Origin of the sequence: Actinomycetospora termitidis (genome assembly GCF_030286555.1) — a bacterium.
Classification (GTDB): Bacteria; Actinomycetota; Actinomycetes; order Mycobacteriales; family Pseudonocardiaceae; genus Actinomycetospora; species Actinomycetospora termitidis.
Genome location: NZ_JASVWF010000002.1, coordinates 204,506 through 220,355, shown reverse-complemented (window position 1 = coordinate 220,355; position 15,850 = coordinate 204,506). Strand labels below are relative to the sequence as shown.

15 protein-coding genes are annotated in these 15,850 nt (G+C 73.3%); 3 read left to right on the top strand and 12 right to left on the bottom strand.

The genetic code is table 11. From position 1 onward, the window contains the following. Nucleotides 1-10 precede the first annotated feature (10 nt). Genes QRT03_RS08920 through QRT03_RS08880 form a run of 9 tightly spaced genes read right to left on the bottom strand, consistent with a single transcriptional unit; the run spans nucleotide 11 to nucleotide 8,671 of the window. The gene (locus QRT03_RS08920) at nucleotides 11-1,117 is read right to left on the bottom strand and encodes an acyl-CoA dehydrogenase family protein (protein ID WP_286052313.1); all 1,107 of its coding nucleotides are present in this window, start codon (nucleotides 1,115-1,117) and stop codon (nucleotides 11-13) included. Then, complete coding sequence (locus tag QRT03_RS08915) at nucleotides 1,114-2,421, bottom strand: acyl-CoA dehydrogenase family protein (protein ID WP_286052312.1); 1,308 nt, start codon at nucleotides 2,419-2,421, stop codon at nucleotides 1,114-1,116. Before QRT03_RS08915 ends, QRT03_RS08920 begins: the two co-directional genes overlap by 4 nt. Beyond that, entirely contained in the window at nucleotides 2,418-3,575 is a 1,158-nt protein-coding gene (locus QRT03_RS08910; protein WP_286052311.1) for a thiolase family protein, read from the bottom strand. Before QRT03_RS08910 ends, QRT03_RS08915 begins: the two co-directional genes overlap by 4 nt. Next, nucleotides 3,572-3,988: a Zn-ribbon domain-containing OB-fold protein gene (locus tag QRT03_RS08905; RefSeq protein WP_286052310.1), complete on the bottom strand. Its 417-nt coding sequence runs from the start codon at nucleotides 3,986-3,988 to the stop codon at nucleotides 3,572-3,574. The genes QRT03_RS08910 and QRT03_RS08905 overlap by 4 nt, the downstream gene beginning before the upstream one ends. Next, nucleotides 3,985-4,782: an SDR family NAD(P)-dependent oxidoreductase gene (locus QRT03_RS08900; protein WP_286052309.1), complete on the bottom strand. Its 798-nt coding sequence runs from the start codon at nucleotides 4,780-4,782 to the stop codon at nucleotides 3,985-3,987. Before QRT03_RS08900 ends, QRT03_RS08905 begins: the two co-directional genes overlap by 4 nt. Further along, nucleotides 4,779-6,008 carry an acyl-CoA dehydrogenase family protein gene (locus QRT03_RS08895; protein WP_286052308.1) on the bottom strand — a complete coding sequence of 410 codons (1,230 nt, stop codon included), beginning with the start codon at nucleotides 6,006-6,008 and terminating at the stop codon, nucleotides 4,779-4,781. The genes QRT03_RS08900 and QRT03_RS08895 overlap by 4 nt, the downstream gene beginning before the upstream one ends. After that, the gene (locus QRT03_RS08890; protein WP_286052307.1) at nucleotides 6,005-6,772 is read right to left on the bottom strand and encodes an SDR family NAD(P)-dependent oxidoreductase; all 768 of its coding nucleotides are present in this window, start codon (nucleotides 6,770-6,772) and stop codon (nucleotides 6,005-6,007) included. Before QRT03_RS08890 ends, QRT03_RS08895 begins: the two co-directional genes overlap by 4 nt. Beyond that, entirely contained in the window at nucleotides 6,769-7,875 is a 1,107-nt protein-coding gene (locus tag QRT03_RS08885; protein WP_286052306.1) for a phosphotransferase family protein, read from the bottom strand. The genes QRT03_RS08890 and QRT03_RS08885 overlap by 4 nt, the downstream gene beginning before the upstream one ends. 7 nt (nucleotides 7,876-7,882) lie before the next feature. Then, nucleotides 7,883-8,671: an enoyl-CoA hydratase/isomerase family protein gene (locus QRT03_RS08880; RefSeq protein WP_286052305.1), complete on the bottom strand. Its 789-nt coding sequence runs from the start codon at nucleotides 8,669-8,671 to the stop codon at nucleotides 7,883-7,885. A gap of 160 nt (nucleotides 8,672-8,831) precedes the next feature. On the opposite strand from QRT03_RS08880, the gene QRT03_RS08875 reads away from it, so the two are divergent. Together QRT03_RS08875 and QRT03_RS08870 are read left to right on the top strand one after the other, a co-directional pair. Next, nucleotides 8,832-10,193 carry an MFS transporter gene (locus tag QRT03_RS08875; protein WP_286052304.1) on the top strand — a complete coding sequence of 454 codons (1,362 nt, stop codon included), beginning with the start codon at nucleotides 8,832-8,834 and terminating at the stop codon, nucleotides 10,191-10,193. A 2-nt stretch (nucleotides 10,194-10,195) separates the two neighbouring features. Then, entirely contained in the window at nucleotides 10,196-10,942 is a 747-nt protein-coding gene (locus QRT03_RS08870) for an SDR family NAD(P)-dependent oxidoreductase (protein ID WP_286052303.1), read from the top strand. Here the strand turns inward: QRT03_RS08870 and QRT03_RS08865 are convergent. The 3 genes from QRT03_RS08865 to QRT03_RS08855 are packed head-to-tail and all read right to left on the bottom strand — an operon-like array spanning nucleotide 10,912 to nucleotide 14,116. Then, the gene (locus QRT03_RS08865; RefSeq protein ID WP_345783242.1) at nucleotides 10,912-11,961 is read right to left on the bottom strand and encodes an alcohol dehydrogenase catalytic domain-containing protein; all 1,050 of its coding nucleotides are present in this window, start codon (nucleotides 11,959-11,961) and stop codon (nucleotides 10,912-10,914) included. The two genes, QRT03_RS08870 and QRT03_RS08865, sit on opposite strands and share 31 nt — an antisense overlap. A 33-nt stretch (nucleotides 11,962-11,994) precedes the next feature. Then, a complete protein-coding gene (locus QRT03_RS08860) occupies nucleotides 11,995-13,314 on the bottom strand; it encodes an FAD-dependent oxidoreductase (RefSeq protein ID WP_286052302.1) in 1,320 nt (439 codons plus the stop codon). A 25-nt stretch (nucleotides 13,315-13,339) separates the two neighbouring features. Beyond that, on the bottom strand, nucleotides 13,340-14,116 hold the full coding sequence (locus QRT03_RS08855) for an SDR family NAD(P)-dependent oxidoreductase (RefSeq protein ID WP_286052301.1): 777 nt from the start codon (nucleotides 14,114-14,116) through the stop codon (nucleotides 13,340-13,342). A gap of 345 nt (nucleotides 14,117-14,461) precedes the next feature. Here QRT03_RS08855 and QRT03_RS08850 point away from each other — a divergent pair, with 345 nt between their 5' ends. Next, nucleotides 14,462-15,802 carry a hypothetical protein gene (locus tag QRT03_RS08850; RefSeq protein WP_286052299.1) on the top strand — a complete coding sequence of 447 codons (1,341 nt, stop codon included), beginning with the start codon at nucleotides 14,462-14,464 and terminating at the stop codon, nucleotides 15,800-15,802. The last annotated feature ends 48 nt before the right edge of the window (nucleotides 15,803-15,850 follow it).

Here is a 15,850-nt window from a genome sequence, read left to right as displayed (position 1 = left end):
TGAACCGGGTTCATGTGCTCGGCAGCCCGATCGCCGTCAGCAGCGCCTCGGAGTGCGCCGCGCCCAGCAGGACCGCGTCGGTGGCCGCCCGGCGGACGTGGAGGTGCGCCACGTGCTCCCAGGTGAACCCGATGCCGCCGTGGACCTGCACGGTCTCGCCCGCCACCCACGCGTAGGCATCGCTGCACACGAGGGCGGCCGTCGCCACGGCGGCGGGCGCCTCCGGCGACTCCTCGGCGAGCGCGGCGGCCGCCCACCACGAGGCCGATCGCGCCGCCTCGACCCGGACCGCCATGTCCGCGCACCGGTGCTTGATCGCCTGGAACGTGGCGATCGGGCGGCCAAACTGGACCCGGTCGGCGGCGTACGCGACGGAGAGGTCCAGCGCTGCGGCCGCGCCGCCGGTCTGCTCGCACGCCAGGGCGGCGCGGCCCCGCTCGAGGACCCGGGCGATCACCTCGCGGGCATCGCCCGGACGACCGACCCGACGGGCCGGGACTCCGTCGAGCAGCACGTCGGCGAGCTGCCGGTTCGGGTCCAGCGACCGCACCGACGAGCGGACGAGCCCCTCGGCGCCGCCGTCCACGGCGAACACCGCGGGTTCGCCCTCGACGGCGGCGACGACGAGGAGCACGTCCGCGGTGGCGCCCTCCACGACCTGGAGCTTCGTGCCGTGCAGGCGCCACCCGCCGTCGTCGCCCTCGGCGCGCGTCGTCACGCGGTCCGGGTCCCAGCCGTCGTGGTCCTCGCGCCAGGCGAAGGTCGCGGTCCGCTCGCCGCTCGCGAGGTCGGCGAGGAGCTCGCGACGCAGGTCGTCGGTCCCCGACAGCGCGGTGAGGGCACCGACGGCCAGCACCGCCGTGGAGAACCAGGGCAGCCGGACGGGCCGGCGACCGAGCTCCTCGGCGACCACCGCGACCTCGCGGAAGCTCGCTCCGGCGCCGCCGAGCTCCTCTCCGACGTCGAGGGCGGCGACGCCGAGCTCGCCGGCGAACCGGCGCCAGAGGTCGCGGTCCCAGGTGGCCTCGGGGTCGCGCGCGGGTTCGGCGTGCCGTTCCAGGACCTCCCGGACGACCGCGCGCAGCTCCTCGGCGTCGGGGGTGATGCGCAGGCTCACGGTGTCTCCCCGTCGTCGGCCGCGGCAGCCAGGACCTCGGCGTAGCGCTCCCGGGACTCGGCACGGCGGGTGGGAAGGATGTAGGGCGGGAACAGCCCGTCGTCGGGCTCGGTGCCGCGCAGCAGCGCCTGGGCGAGGTTGACCTTGTGGACCTCGGTGGCGCCGTCGGCGAGCCCCATGTGGAAGGACTCGAGGACCCACTTGCCGAAGGGCAGTTCCTTGGAGATGCCCAGCGAACCGTGGACCTGGATCGCGCGTCCGGCGGCGTCGGCCAGCACCTTCGGCATGGCCGCCTTCACCGCGGCGATGTCGGCGCGGACCTTGCGGTAGTCCTGGTAGCGGTCGATCTTCCACGCGGTCTGCAGGACGAGCAGTCGGAACTGCTCGAGCTGGATCCAGGTGTCGGCGATCATCTCCTGGACGAGCTGCTGGTCGGCCAGGCGGCGACCCTTCGTGGTCCGTGACACGGCCCGGCGCTTCATCATCTCGAACGCCGAGCCGACCAGGCCGACCGTGCGCATGGCATGGTGGATGCGGCCGCCGCCGAGCCGGGTCTGCGCGACCGCGAACGCCTCGCCGCGCCCGCCGAGGATGTTCTCGGTCGGGACCCGGACGTCGGTGTAGCGCAGGTACTGGTGGGTGCCGACGGCCTCGTCGTGACCCCAGACCGACACGTCCCGGACCCGCTCGATCCCAGGGGCGTCCGCGGGCACGACGAACATCGACATCGAGCGGTGCGGCTCCGCGTCGGGCTCGGTCACCGCCATGACGATGAGGAACTCGGCGAACAGGGCGTGGCTGGAGAACCACTTCTCCCCGTTGATGACCCACTCGTCGCCGTCGAGCACGGCGGTGGTGCGGAAGCCGGTCGGGTCGGACCCGCCGTGCGGCTCGGTCATCGAGAAGCTGGAGACGATGTCGCCCGCGATCAGCGGTTCGAGGTAGGTCTTCTTCTGCTCGTCGGTGCCGTAGTGGGCGAGGATCTCGGCGTTGCCCGAGTCGGGTGCCTGGCACCCGAAGACGACGGGGCCGGAGTGCGTACGGCCGAGCTTCTCGTTGAGCAGCGCGAGACGGAGCTGGCCGTAGCCCTCGCCGCCCAGCTCGGGGCCGAGGTGGCAGGCCCAGAGCCGGCGCTGCTTGACCTTCTCCTGGAGCGGGCGGATGAGCGCGTTGCGCGCCGGGTCCCGCGGGTTCCACGCGTGCTCGACGACGAGGTCGACGGGCTCGATCTCCTCGCGTACGAAGTCCTCGACCCACGCGAGCTCCGCGGCCACCTCGGGCTCGGACTCGAATCCCCAACTCATGACGGCTCCTCGCGGGTGAGCACGGTGCAGGCGGAGATGCCCGGCGCGCCGTAGACGTGGGTGAACCCGACCCGCGGGTCACCCGGGACCTGGTGCTCGCCGGCGTCGCCGCGCAGCTGCAGCACGTTCTCGTGGACCTGGCGCAGGCCCGAGGCGCCGATCGGTTCGCCGTTGGCCAGGCAGCCGCCGTCGGTGTTGACCGGCAGCCGACCCTCGATCGCCGTCCCCCCGGAGAGGATCAGGTCCTCCTGCTCGCCGTGCTCGCAGAGACCGGTCTCGGCCATGTGCATCAGCTCGGCGCCGGACTCGGTGTCCTGGATCTGGGCCACGTCGACGTCGGACGGGGCGATCCCGGCGGCCGCGAAGGCCGCCGCGGCCGCGTCGACGCTCGGCGACGGGGCACGGTCGAGCGCGAGCCACGGCGAGTAGACCTCGAACGACCCGTACCGCCGGCTGCGGAAGGTCGCGGCGGCCAGGTACACCGGCCGGTCGGTGTAGCGGTGGGCGTCCTCGGCCCGGCAGAGCACCAGCGCCACGGCGCCCTCGCCCGGCGAGCAGTACATGTACTGGGTGAGCGGGTGGGAGATCATCGGCGCCGCGGCGACCTCGTCGGCGGTCATCTCCTTCCGTCGCCACGCCATCGGGTTGCGCGCACCGTTGCGGAAGGCCTTCGCCGCGATCTCGGCCAGCACGCCGGGCTTCAGGTCGTGGTCGTGCAGGTAGCGCTGGATCTTCATGCCGAAGAACTGCGTCGTGACCATCATCCCGGTCTCGCCGTACCAGGACCCGATCCCGTGCTCGGCGGGATCCGCGTCGAACGCCCCCCGCGGGTGCTTGTCGAACCCGATGACGATGCCGAGGTCGTGCGTGCCCGAGCGGATCGCGGCGTCTGCGGCGATCAGCGCCGAGCCTCCGGTGGCGCAGCCGTTCGCGACGTTGACGAAAGGCAGCCCGGTCAGCCCGAGCTCGGAGACGAGCGTGTCCGCGTCCCCCGCGGAGTAGGAGCCCCCGAAGCCGAATTGCATGTCCGAGAAGCGCAGCCCGGCGTCGTCGAGGGCCTGGCGCGCGGCGTGCACGGCCTGCGACCGCCCCGACACCCCTTCGGTGCGGCCGAACCGGTGCATGCCGATCCCGACGATCGCGACCCCACTCACGGCGTCCTCCTCACGAACGCGAAGGTGTGGACCGGCCCCTGCTCGTCATCCCGGAAGGGCACGAGCGCCAGCTCGACCGGCATGCCGATCTCCAGGCGGTCCGGGTCGGTCTCGACCAGCCGGGTCTCGACGATCAGCTGCCCCGGCAGCTCGACGTAGCCGACGGCGTAGGGCTCGTAGGCCGGGCTGCCGGTGTAGGGCGGTTTGGCCCGGAAGCCCTGCGTGGTGAAGGACCAGAGCGTGCCGGTCCGCGAGAGCACGACGTCCTCCATGCCGGAGCCGGTGCACCGCGGGCACCCGCCCTGGCGCGGGAAGGTGTGCGCGCCGCAGTCGCGGCAGCGGCTCCCCCACAGCGCGGGACCCTCCGCGGTGTCGGCGAGCAGGGACGGGTCGACGAACCGGACGGCGCTCACGGCGCGGCCAGCCGTCCGCCGTCGACGGCCAGCAGGGCGCCGGTGGTGTAGCTCGCGCCCGGCCCGCACAGGTGCAGGGCCGCGCCGACGATCTCGGCCGGCTCCCCCACCCGCTGCAGCGGCCAGTCCTGCGCCATCCGGGCCACCGCGTCCGGGTCCCACGACCGGCTGATGTCGGTGGCGAAGGGGCCGGCGAGGATCGTGTTGACCCGCACCGACGGCCCGTACTCCTGCGCGAACCCGGCGGTCAGCGTGTTGAGCGCCGACTTCGCCGCGGTGTAGGGCAGGTCGCCCGCCGTCGGGCGGCCCGACCCCATCGAGGAGATGTTGAGGACGACGCCGCCGCCGCGCTGCACCATCCGCGCCCCGGCCAGGGCCGTGAGCCGGAAGGGGCCCTTGACGTTGACCGCGAAGACCTTGTCGAACAGCTCCTCGGAGACCTTCTCCAGCGAGGGGTAGGTCGGGGCGATGCCCGCGTTGTTGACCAGGACGTCGACCGGCCCCAGCTCCGCCTCGACCTCGTCGAGCAGGCGGTCGACCTCGTCCCAGTGCCCGACGTGGGCGGCGTGGGCGGAGACCCGGCGGCCCGTGGCCGCGGCCAGCTCCGTCGCGAGCTCGACGCACGCCTCCTTCTTGCGGGAGGCGATCGCGACGTCGGCGCCCGCCGCGGCCAGGGCGATCGCGATCTCACGCCCGAGGCCCCGGGAGCCACCGGTGACCAGGGCAGTACGCCCGGCGAACGGCTGCGGGTCCGGGCGGGCCGCGGCGACGGCGGCCTCGACCGATGCGGTCATCGGGGGATGTCCTTCCAGGCGACTCCGCGGTCGGCGCGGGGTTCCGGCGGCAGGCCCAGCAGGCGCTCCGCGATGATCGTGCGCTGGACCTCGTCCGAGCCGCCGGCGATCCGGTAGCCCGGGGCGCCCAGGACGTGCTCGGTCCAGCGGTAGCTGCCGTCCCCCGCGTCGGCGATCAGCCGGGTGCCGAGGATCGCGGTGGCGGCCTGCGAGACGAGGGTCAGCCGCTCGGTCCACGCCAGCTTGCGCAGCGACCCGATCGCGCCGTCCTCCACCCCGGCCAGCCGGGCCTCCCGGTCGCGCTGCGCGGAGACCGCGGCGACCTTCTCCGCCGCGTACACCGCGGCGAGCAGCCGGCGGACCTCGGGATCGGCGAGGCGGTCGAGCCGTCGGGCGTCCTCGAGGAGTTGGTCGTAGCCGCCGCCGAGGTCGGCGTTGGCCCCGGAGTGCCCGCGCTCGAAGCCGAGGGTCGCGAGGGTGACGCCCCACCCGCCGCCGACCTCGCCGAGCCGCCAGGCGTCCGGGATGCGGACCTCGTCGAGGAACACCTCGCAGAACGAGGAGCCGCCCGACATCTGGCGCAACGGCCGGACGTCGACGCCCGGGGTGTCCATGCGGAGCAGGAAGGCGGTGAGCCCCTTGTGCTTCGCGACGTCCGGGTCGGTGCGGCAGATCAGCTCGCCCCAGTCGGCGAACTGGGCTCCCGAGCTCCACACCTTCTGCCCGGTGACCACCCACGCGTCGCCGTCGCGGACGGCCTTCGTCGCGAGCCCGGCGAGGTCGGAGCCCGCGCCGGGCTCGGAGAACAGCTGACAGGCGGTGACGTCGCCGCGCAGGAGTGGCCGGACGAGCTGCTCGACCTGGTGCGGGGTGCCGAACATCTGCACGGTCGGTGCGACGAGGGCCGTCGACACCGAGGTCAGCTCGTGCTGACCCGGCGTCGTGAACTCACGTTCGACCTCGGCGAACGCCTCCTCGTGTAGCGCGGACAGCCCGGCGCCGTGGTGTTCGGTGGGCCACGAGAGCGCGCCGTACCCGGCGTCGAACCGCGTCCGCAGCCAGCCGCGGATGCGATCGATGAGCGCCCGCTCCTCGTCGAAGGGCAGGTCGTGGAAGACCGCGACCGAGCGGCGGTCGTCATCGCCGCGCCGCGGCACGGTCTCCGCGAGCCACTCCCGCGCGCGCTCGGTGAACTCGTCGAGCTCGGTCTCGCTGACGGTGGTCATCGTGCCGTCCACCCTCCGTCGACGGTGAGAATCTGTCCGGTGAGGTAGCTGCTGGCCGGCGAGCACAGGAAGAGCAGCGCGGTGTCGAGCTCCGCGGGCTCCCCGGCGCGGCCGAGCATCGTGTTGCGGCCGATCCAGCGCACCGAGCGCTCGTCGGCGAAGAGCTCGTCATTCATCTCGGTCCGGAACCAGCCGGGGGCCAGGGCGTTGACCCGGACCCCCCGGCGGCCCCAGTGGCCGGCCAGCTCGCGGGTCAGCCCGAGCAGCCCGGCCTTGGACGCGGCGTAGCTCGCCCCGCCCATCGGCGCGGCCGACACCAGCCCGAGGATCGAGCTGACGTTGACCACCGCCAGTCCCTGCGGCCCGGTGGACTCGGCGGCGAGCCGGGCGAGGTGGAACGGACCCACGAGGTTGGTGCCGAGGACCTCCGCGAAGCGCTCCGAGGTCTCGTCGGCGGGCTTCGCGCCGCTGTCCACCCCGGCGTTGTTGATCAGCAGGTCGATCGTGCCCGAGCCGGCTCGCACGGCCTCGACCAGGGCGCGTCGCCCGTCGTCGGTCGACAGGTCGGCGGCCACGGGGCGCAGCAGGGGCTGGCCGGCGGCGAGCTCGCGCAGCCGGTCCTCGCGGCGGGCTGCGGTCCACACCGTGGCCCCGGCCGCGGCGAGCACGGCGGCGAACCGGGCACCGAGCCCGGAGGAGGCCCCGGTGACGACGGCGGTACGACCGGTCAGGTCGAACAGCTCGGCGGGAGCAGCGACACTCACGACGCGCCCCCGCCCAGCAGGGCCCGCCCGGAGTCGATCAGCGCCGCGATGGTGGGCGGCAGTTGTTCCTGGACCGGGTCGTGGTGACGGCCCTCGCGGTGGCGCCGCAGGTTGTGCCCCATGATCGCGGCCATCTTCATGCGGGCCAGCGCGCGGAACCACGCCGTGTGCGGCTGCGTGCCGCCCGCGCCGCGGTAGAGCTCGCCGAGCTCGTCCTCGGACGGCAGGCCGGCAACCACCCGGCCGACGCCGGGGAAGAGCGTGCCGTCGGTGAAGACCCCGAACCAGCCGAGGTCGATCCGCGGGTCGCCGACCCCCCAGATCTCCCAGTCCACGAGCGCGGTGGGCTCGACGCCCGAGCACAGGAGGTTGCCGAGCCGGAAGTCGCCGTGGACGAGCACGGGGGCGACGGCTGCGGGGACGTCCGAGTGCAGGGCCTGGAGCAGCTCCGCGGAGCCGGGCCGCAGCTCGGCCGGCACCGCGTGCATCGTCTCCTCCCACCGCAGGAGCTCGTCGTGCGGTGTCGCCGGCTCGGGCAGCACGCCGCCCGCGGCGCGGACGCCGTCGGCGAGGTGGTCCAGCGGCACCGCGTGCAGCGCGCCCAGGACCCGGGCGGCCCGCACCATGCGTTCGCGGGCCAGGTCCGTGTGGAGCTCGGTGCCGACGTCGAGCACGGGCTCGACGGCCTCCCCCGCCGCCAGCTCCATGGCGAACCAGGCCGGGACCTCCTCCTCGCGGGCCGTCACCGCCGGAACGGGCAGGCCGTACCCGGCGAGCGCAGAGAGCACGTGCGACTGGCGGAGCACGTCGTGGCGGCCCCGCGCCGGCCGGCCCGGGGGGACGGCCTTCACCACGTGGCCCGACCCGCCGTCGTGCAGGACGTAGGTCAGCCCGGAGCGGCCACCCTCGAGCACCCGCAGCGGCCCCGCGTCGGGCGTGCCGAGCGCCGCGCGGACGCGGTCGGCGAGCACGGGGTCCGCGTCGTCGGTGTGCCCGGCCTGCGCCGCCACCGTCTCCTGCGTCATCGCGTTCCTTCCCACCGGATCGTCGTCGGCCCGGGCGGCCCCGCCGACGACCCGGACCGGGTCGTCGGCGTCGTTCACGGCCGACTCAGCGGCCGGTCCACTTCGGGTCCCGCTTCTCCAGGAAGGCGGACACGCCCTCGGCGGCGTCGTCGGAGTTCAGCGTGACGCCGACCGCGAGGTGCTCGAGGACCATGAGCGAGGCGATGTCGGCGTCCAGGCCGCGGTCGACCGCCATCTTCGTGAGCTTCATCTGGAACGGGCTCTTGTCGGTCAGGTGGGAGACGAACTCCTCGACCGTGGCGTCGAGCTGGTCGGCCGGCGCGCTGGTGTTGACGAGGTCGAAGTCCGCGGCCTCCTGGCCCGTGAGGAGCTTGCCGGTGAGCATCAGCTCCTTGGTCTTGCGGATGCCGATCATCCGGGGCAGCCGGTAGATCGGGCCGGCGCCGCCGAACAGGGCGCGGCGGATGTGGAAGTCGCCGATCAGGGCGGCCTCGTCCGCGATCGCGAAGTCGCACGAGATCATGACCTCGAAGCCACCCGCGGTCACGTAGCCCTCGAGGACCGCGACGGAGGGCTTGGACATGTTGTAGAAGCGGTCGCACACCTTGGCCGAGACGACGGCGACGTCCATCGCCGTGCTCGATCCGATGAAGTCCGACTGCAGACTGTCCAGGTCGAAGCCCGAGGAGAAGGTGTTGCCGCGACCGCGGACCACCACCGCCCGGATCTCGTCGTCGCCCTCGATCTCGGTGATGATCTCGTCGAGCCGGTGCAGCATCGGCACCGTGATGCAGTTGCGCTTGTGCGGCCGGTTGAACCAGACCCGGGCGATGTGCCCCTCGCGCTCGAACTGGATGTCGTCCTCGACTGCCATCGGAGCCTCCCAAGTTGAACTGAGTTCAAGTCGAAGCTTGAGCTGAACCGAGTTCGATGTCAAGCGCGAAACCTCTTGAACTGATGTCAGTTCAGTGTCTACCGTCACCTCGGCCGCGAGGACGAGGGGTCCTCCGCGCCGGAGCGCGAAGGAGCGCCGCATGACGACCGAGACACAGGGCGACCGGGAACGGGTCGCCCGCAGGGCCAGCACGGCCGCCGCCGTGGGCACGGCGATCGAGTACTACGACTTCGCGATCTACGGCTACCTCGCCGTCATCCTCGCGAAGCTCTTCTTCCCCGCCACGCAGGGCTTCGTCGGGCTGCTGTCCACGCTCGGAGTGATCGCGGGGGCCTACTTCATTCGCCCGGTCGGAGGCCTGATCTTCGGCCGGATCGGGGACCGGAGAGGCCGGCGCACGGTGCTCCTGGCAACGGTCGCTCTCATGGGGGTCGCCACCACCCTGACCGGCCTGCTCCCGACCTACGCCTCGATCGGCATCGCCGCTCCGATCCTGTTGACCCTCCTGCGCCTGCTGCAGGGCCTGTCCGCCGGCGGGGAGGTCGGCGGCGCCGTGTCGCTGTCCACCGAATCGTCCCCGAGCAGACGGCGGGGCCTGTTCGGGTCCGCGACCTCCATCGGCGTCTCGCTCGGCCTCGCCGGCGCGGCCGCCGTCGTGGGGACCGTGAGCGCCCTGACGACCGCCGAGCAGATGGCCAGCTGGGGCTGGCGCGTCCCGTTCCTCATCGCCGCACCGTTGCTGGTGGCCGCCGTGATCTACCGGCTCAAGGTGGAGGACTCCCCGCTGTTCGTGCAGATGATCGAGGAAGCGGCTCCCCCGAAGGCGCCGGTGACCGAGGTGGTGCGTGACCACACGGCGAGCCTGCTGCGGGTCATCGGTCTCGGGTACTCGACCCTGACCACGGGCGGCATCGCGTCGGTGTACCTGGTGGTGCACCTCTCGGCGGTGCTGAAGTACCCGCTGTCGAGCAGTCTGTGGCTGACCGTCCTGATCGTGCTGGTGCCGCTCGCGCTCATCCCGTGGGCCGGGGCACTGAGCGACCGCTTCGGACGCCGTCGTGTGGTCGGCGCGGGCATGATCGGCTTCCTCGTCCTGTCGGTACCCTGCTTCTGGGCCATGCAGCAGGGGTCACTCGCGCTCGCCGTCGTCGCGGCCCTGGTCCTCAACGTCCCGTTCGCCGTGCAGCAGGGCGTCATCTACACGATGTACTCCGAGCTCTTCCCGACCCGCGTCCGCTACTCCGGGGTGTCGCTGGGCTTCAACGTGGCCGGCGTCGTCGGCACCGGAACGGTCTCCCTGGTCGCCACCTCGCTCGTCGCGGCCACCGGCATCACGATCGCGCCGGCCTTCTACGCCGTCGTCGCCGCGGTCGTCGGGCTGCTGGTCCTGCTCTCCGTCCGCGAGAGCTCCGGCGAGGAGCTCGCGAGCGGCGTCCCCGCGGGCGAGCGCGGCGCCGGCACGGCCTCGCCGGCGCCCACCCCCACCACCGCGGACCGCTGACCGTGCGTGGGCTCGAGGGCCGACGGGTCGTCCTCACCGGCGCCACCGGAGGCCTCGGGGCCGCGATCGCGCGGCGGCTCGTCGACGAGGGCGCCTCGGTGGCCCTCACCGACGTCGACGAGGGGGCACTGAACGACCTCGCGGACACCCTCGACGGGGACACGCTGGTGTCCGTCCTCGACGTCGCTGACCCCGACGGCTGGTCCCGGACGGTCGACGCCGTCCGGGGCCGGTGGGGCGCGGCCCACGCTCTGGTCAACAACGCGGGCATCGGCAGCCTCGGCACCGTCGAGACCGAGACCCGCGAACGCTGGGACCAGGTCGTCGCGGTCGACCAGCTCGGCACGTGGCTCGGCATGCAGCACGTCGGCCCGATGATCGAGCACAGCGGCGGCGGGGCGATCGTCAACGTCGCCTCGATCCTCGGCGCGACCGGTGGGCTCGCGAACAGCTTCTCCTACGCCGCCGCCAAGGGCGCGGTCCGCGCCATGACGATGAACGCCGCGCTGCACTGGGCGCAGCGCGGCGTCCGGGTGAACGCGGTGGTGCCCGCGTTCATCGGCACCGCGCCGCTGATCGAGCGGTTCGGGGGCACTGACCGGCACCGCGCGATGCTCGACAACACGCCGATGGGGCGGCTCGGCCGACCGGAGGAGGTCGCCGCCGCCGTCGCCTTCCTCGCGAGCGAGGACTCGGCCTACACCACCGGCTCGGAGCTCTACGTCGACGGCGGCTGGGCCGCCCGCTGACGCTGCTCCGGGACGAGGACCGCGCGTCCGAGCAGCCGCCCGGCCCGGAGCTGCGCGAACGCGCGGTCGGCGTCGGCGAGGGGGTAGGTCGTGGTCCGGGGCGTGAGGCTGCCGCCCCGGGCCACCCCGACGACGGCCTCGAGCTCGGGCCGCGAGCCCCAGAACGGCACGCGCACCGCGGCACCCGAGGGCAGCACGCCCGGCTTGGACACCGTGAGCGACCCGCCGCCGCTTCCGACGACGACGAGGTCACCCGCCGTCCGGAGCAGGGCGACGGCCAGGTCGAGGCTGCTCTGAGCGCCCGCGAAGTCGAACACCACGTCCGCACCCCGGGCGGGGACCACCCCGCGCGCGCCGGCGGGCAGCACGGCGACGTCGGCCCCGCACTCACGCGCCAGGACCAAGGCCTCCTCCCGGGTGTCGACCGCGACGACGGTCGTCCCGAGTCCGCGGAGCAGACCGATGGCGAGGTGTCCGAGCCCGCCGACACCGATCACGACGGCGAGCGCGTCCGGCTCGGCGAGCGCCTCCCGGCTGCCCTGGACGGCGTGGAACGACGTCAGGCCGGCGTCGGTCAGCGTCGCCGCGGCCACCGGGTCCAGACCCTCCGCGGAGACCACCCGGGTCGCGTCGACCACCATGGCCTCGGCCATCCCGCCGTCGAGACCCAGCCCCAGCCCGGCCGCCGGGAGGCTCGCCCGACGATCGCAGTAGTTGGTCCGCCCCGTGGCGCACCGCGGGCAGTCGCCGCAGCCGTACGGGGCGTGCACCACGACCTGCTCCCCCACGGCCAGGCCCTCGACACCCTCTCCCAGCTCCGCGACCCGGCCGCACGTCTCGTGCCCGAGCGTGAACGGGAGCGTCCACGTGGCCGCCGCCCCGCCGTCCAGCACGGCGAGGTCGGAATGGCAGACGCCCGCAGCGAGGACATCGAGCCGCACCTGTCCGGGGCCGGGGTCCGGGGCTCGCACCTCGACCAACTCCGCCGACCCCGGTGCCGTCATCCGGTACGCGAACACAACGTCTCCTCCAGGGGAACGGGACTGCGATGGTCAGCGCGCGACCGAGGCGGTGTCGTCGGCCGCGGCGAGCCCGAAGACCACGGCCGGGGCGAGCCCGCCCGCGTACGCCCCGACGTAGAGCCCACCGATGTCGGAACCGGCGGCGTACAGGCCCGGCACCGTGCCACCGTCCGCGGCCTGCACGCGGGCCCGCGCATCGATCCTGATGCCCGCGAACGGGAAGGTGATCGCCGGGACCGTCTCCACCACGTAGTAGGGCGGCTCGTCGAGCGGACGAGGGTCGTGCGTGCGCCCCGGAGTCAGTGCCTCACCGTGGGCGCACCGTGCGACCTCCTCGGCGATGCGTTCCCCGTCGTAGCCCCACTCCGGCGGCATCGCCGCGAAGTCGTCGGCGTCGTCGGCCATCACGCACCGGCCGCCTCGCCGGTCGGCGAGCGCGAACTTGTCGGTGGACGCCGCTCCCTCCACGTACGCCCCGCAGACGAACTCGCGGTACCCGCGCGCGTCGGTGACCAGCAGGCCACGTGACCCGGGCTGCTCGAGCAGGGCGTTCGCGGTGAGGTGATCCCCGAGCGTCTCGTCGATGAAGCGCTCGCCGCGCAGGTTGAACAGCAGCGCGTGCTCGCTGTAGTAGAGCGCGAGGTCGACGAAGTGTTCCGGTTCGAGCGTCACGTGCGCGGGGACCAGGTGCCCGTAGAAGCCACCGCCGGCATTGCCCAATGCACCTCCGGCCACCCGGGCCAGGCGCAGTCCCTCACCCTCGCTGCGAGGGTTCGAGCGCAACGGCATGTCCCGCGCCTGGGGACCGACGAGCTCCGCACGCCGGTCCGGGTCGGCCTGGAAGCCTCCCGTGGCCAGGAGGGTCGCTCCGGCGTGGATCCGGCGGGGCGCACCACCGGCCACCGTGACCTCCGCCCCCACGACTGCGCCGGTCGCGTCGGTGAGCAGCGTCTCCGTCGTGGTCGAGAGCAGCACGCTGCCCCCACTCGCCAGCACCGCTCGTCGGCACGTGTCGATGAACAAGGCGGTGTCGAACTGATGGCCCCGTCCGAAGCGCAGGATCGGGACCGCCGGACCGTACGGGACGCCGAGCTCGTCGAGGAACGCGACGGCCTGACCGAAACCGTCGACGACCGCCTCGGCGAGCGCGGGATCGCCGTCCGGGTTCGCCTCGCACATCGCCTCGATCGTCGGGGCCGTCCACAGGTAGCCCGCGTAGAGCGCCGATCCACCGAGTTCCGGGCCGCTCTCGACCACCACGACCTCGAGACCGCGACGGGCGGCGCGGGCGGCGGCGCTCATCCCCGCCATGCCGCCCCCGATGACGAGCAGGTCGACGACGTCGTTCATGTGTTCTCCATTCCGGATCGTGCGGTCAGACCGCGGTGTAACCGCCGTCGACGGCGACGGCGGCACCGGTCATGAACGCCGCGTCGTCGGACAGCAGGAAGGCGACCGTGGCGGCGATCTCCTCGGGCGTGCCCGACCGCTGCATCAGGGGCGTCACCCGTCCCGCGATCGCCGTCCGCGGGACGGACGAGAGCCCTTCCGGATCGTTGCCGCTGTTCGCCGCCAGGCCGGTGGCGACGAGCCCGGGGCACACACAATTGACGCGCAGCCCCCGGTCGGCGTACTCGGCGGCCAGGCTGCGACTCAGAGCGAGGACCCCGCCCTTGGTGGCGTCGTAGGCGGCCGAACGGCCGGCCGCCACGAGCCCGCCGACCGAGCCGATCGTGACCACCGCCGCTCCCTCCACCGACAGGAGGTGGGGCAGGCAGGAGCGCACGGCCAGGAAGGTCCCGGTGAGGTTGACGTCGACCAGACGACGCCAGGTCCGGAGGCTCATCTCCTCGGTCGGGGAGCCGTCGGTCACGCCGGCACAGGTGACGAGGCGGTCCACTCCTCCCATCCAGGACGCCGCCTCCTCGACCGCCGAGGCGACCGAGTCCTCGTCCGCGACGTCGCACGGCAGGGCTCGCACGGCGTCGTCGGGCGCGGACTCCGGGACACGCAGGTCCAGAGCCGTCACCCGCGCGCCGTGCACACGCAGACGCTCGACGACGGCGCGCCCGATCCCGCTCGCCCCTCCGGTGACGACGACCCGTCGTCCGGGAGGACCGGGCTGTCCCGTGCTGCCGCTCGACGTCGTCACCTTCGGCTCCCGTCTTGACTGGCCCAACCTGAAACGAGTTCACTTCACCACATCTCGGTCGATCGCGCATCGGCCGGCCACTCGACACAGGAGTCGTGCCATGACCGTTGACGACACGCACGCCGGCACCGTCCCGCAGTGGCAGGTGCTCGGCCGAACCCCGGCACGCCCCATCGGCGGTGCGAACGGTCTGCGGATCGGGCCCGACGGAGCGCTCTACAACGCCTCGGCGTTCGGGAACCAGATCTCGCGGATCGACCCGGACACCGGCGAGGTCACCGTCGTCTCCCCCGCGGGAGCGCCATCGTCTCTCCGGACGATCTCGCGTTCGACAGCGACGGGGTCATGTACGTGGCCGAGTGCATGGACGCGCGCGTCACCGCCCTGCACGACGGGACCTACCGCGTCGTGGCCGACGACGTCCTCGGCGCCAACGGCATCACCGTGTTCGAGGACCGCATCTTCGTGGGTCAGTTCATCCCGGGCGGATCGATCTACGAGGTGTACCGCGACGATCGCCCCGCTCGGCTCGTGGCGCGGGACGTCGAGGGCCCGAACGGGTTGACGATCGGCGCCGACCGGCTCCTCTACACCGCGCTCCCGTTCGCGGGGCAGGTCGCCCGCGTGTCCATCGACGGCGGTGAGGTCGAGGTCGTCCTGGACGGACTGGCCGCCCCGTGTTCCTGCCGCACGGGCCCGGACGGCCGGATCTACGTCGGCCTCGGCGGTTCGGGCGAGGTCCTGGCCTTCGACCCGGAGACCTCCGCGACGCAGACCGTCGGGCGCGGACGCCCCGGGATGGACAACCTCGACATCACGGCGGACGGTCGCCTCTTCGTGTCGTACTACATCGACGGGGCGGTGTACGAGCTCTACCCCGACGGCCGGTCGCGGGAGATCGTGGCTCCCGGCCTGATGGGGCCCTACGGCCTGGCGGCCACGACCGACGGCCTGTGCGTGGCGGACGGGCTCGGGGCCGCCACGGTCACCGAGGACCTCGCTCTCGTGCGGACGGAGAAGATCACCGACCCGGGCTTCCCCGGCTACGTGCGGGGCTTGTGCGCGTCCGCGGACCGGGCGGCGATGTTCGTGACGAACAACCTGGGGATGGTGACGCGACACATGGCGGGGTCGTGGACCTCGCCGGAGACGTGGGCCGAGGGTCTCGGCGAGTGCACCGGCGTCGCCGCCCGGGGCGACGGCGTCGTCGTGGCCGGCTCCGGGAGCGGTCGGGTGCTCGGGCTCCCCCGTGCAGGCGAGACGGTGGAGCTCGCGTCCGGACTGGAGCGCCCGAGCGACGTCGCGGTGGCCGCGGACGGCAGCGTCTACGTCTCCGACGAGGCGCGGGGCACCGTCGAGGTGGTGGGACCCGACGCCACCCGGACGGTCTTCGCAAACGACCTCCTCGTCCCGCAGGGCATCGCGGTCGACCGCGACGGGCTGGTCGTCTGCGAGGTCGGCCGTCGTCGCCTGGTCTGGCTGCCGTTCGACGGCAGCGAGCGCCGGGTCATCGCCGACGACCTCCCCGTCGGCGAGAACGGCATGCTTCGCCCCACCGTGAACGGCCTGCCCATGATGATCCCGGGACCGATCGCGCCGTTCGCCGGCGTCGAGGTGGACGACCACGGCACGATCTACGTCGCCGCGGACCAGGAGGGCAGCGTGATCGCGCTCTGCCGAGTCTGAAGCCGGGCGTCGGACGGCCGCCGCGTCATCGACCACGGCGGGTGCCGT

Bases quoted from the DNA above. Each gene is read 5' to 3' on its own strand.
- QRT03_RS08850 (WP_286052299.1), top strand. From the start codon at position 14,462: ATGTACGTGGCCGAGTGCATGGACGCGCGCGTCACCGCCCTGCACGAC.
- QRT03_RS08895 (WP_286052308.1), bottom strand. From the start codon at position 6,008: ATGACCACCGTCAGCGAGACCGAGCTCGACGAGTTCACCGAGCGCGCG.
- QRT03_RS08900 (WP_286052309.1), bottom strand. From the start codon at position 4,782: ATGACCGCATCGGTCGAGGCCGCCGTCGCCGCGGCCCGCCCGGACCCG.
- QRT03_RS08875 (WP_286052304.1), top strand. From the start codon at position 8,832: ATGACGACCGAGACACAGGGCGACCGGGAACGGGTCGCCCGCAGGGCC.
- QRT03_RS08915 (WP_286052312.1), bottom strand. From the start codon at position 2,421: ATGAGTTGGGGATTCGAGTCCGAGCCCGAGGTGGCCGCGGAGCTCGCG.
- QRT03_RS08880 (WP_286052305.1), bottom strand. From the start codon at position 8,671: ATGGCAGTCGAGGACGACATCCAGTTCGAGCGCGAGGGGCACATCGCC.
- QRT03_RS08860 (WP_286052302.1), bottom strand. From the start codon at position 13,314: ATGAACGACGTCGTCGACCTGCTCGTCATCGGGGGCGGCATGGCGGGG.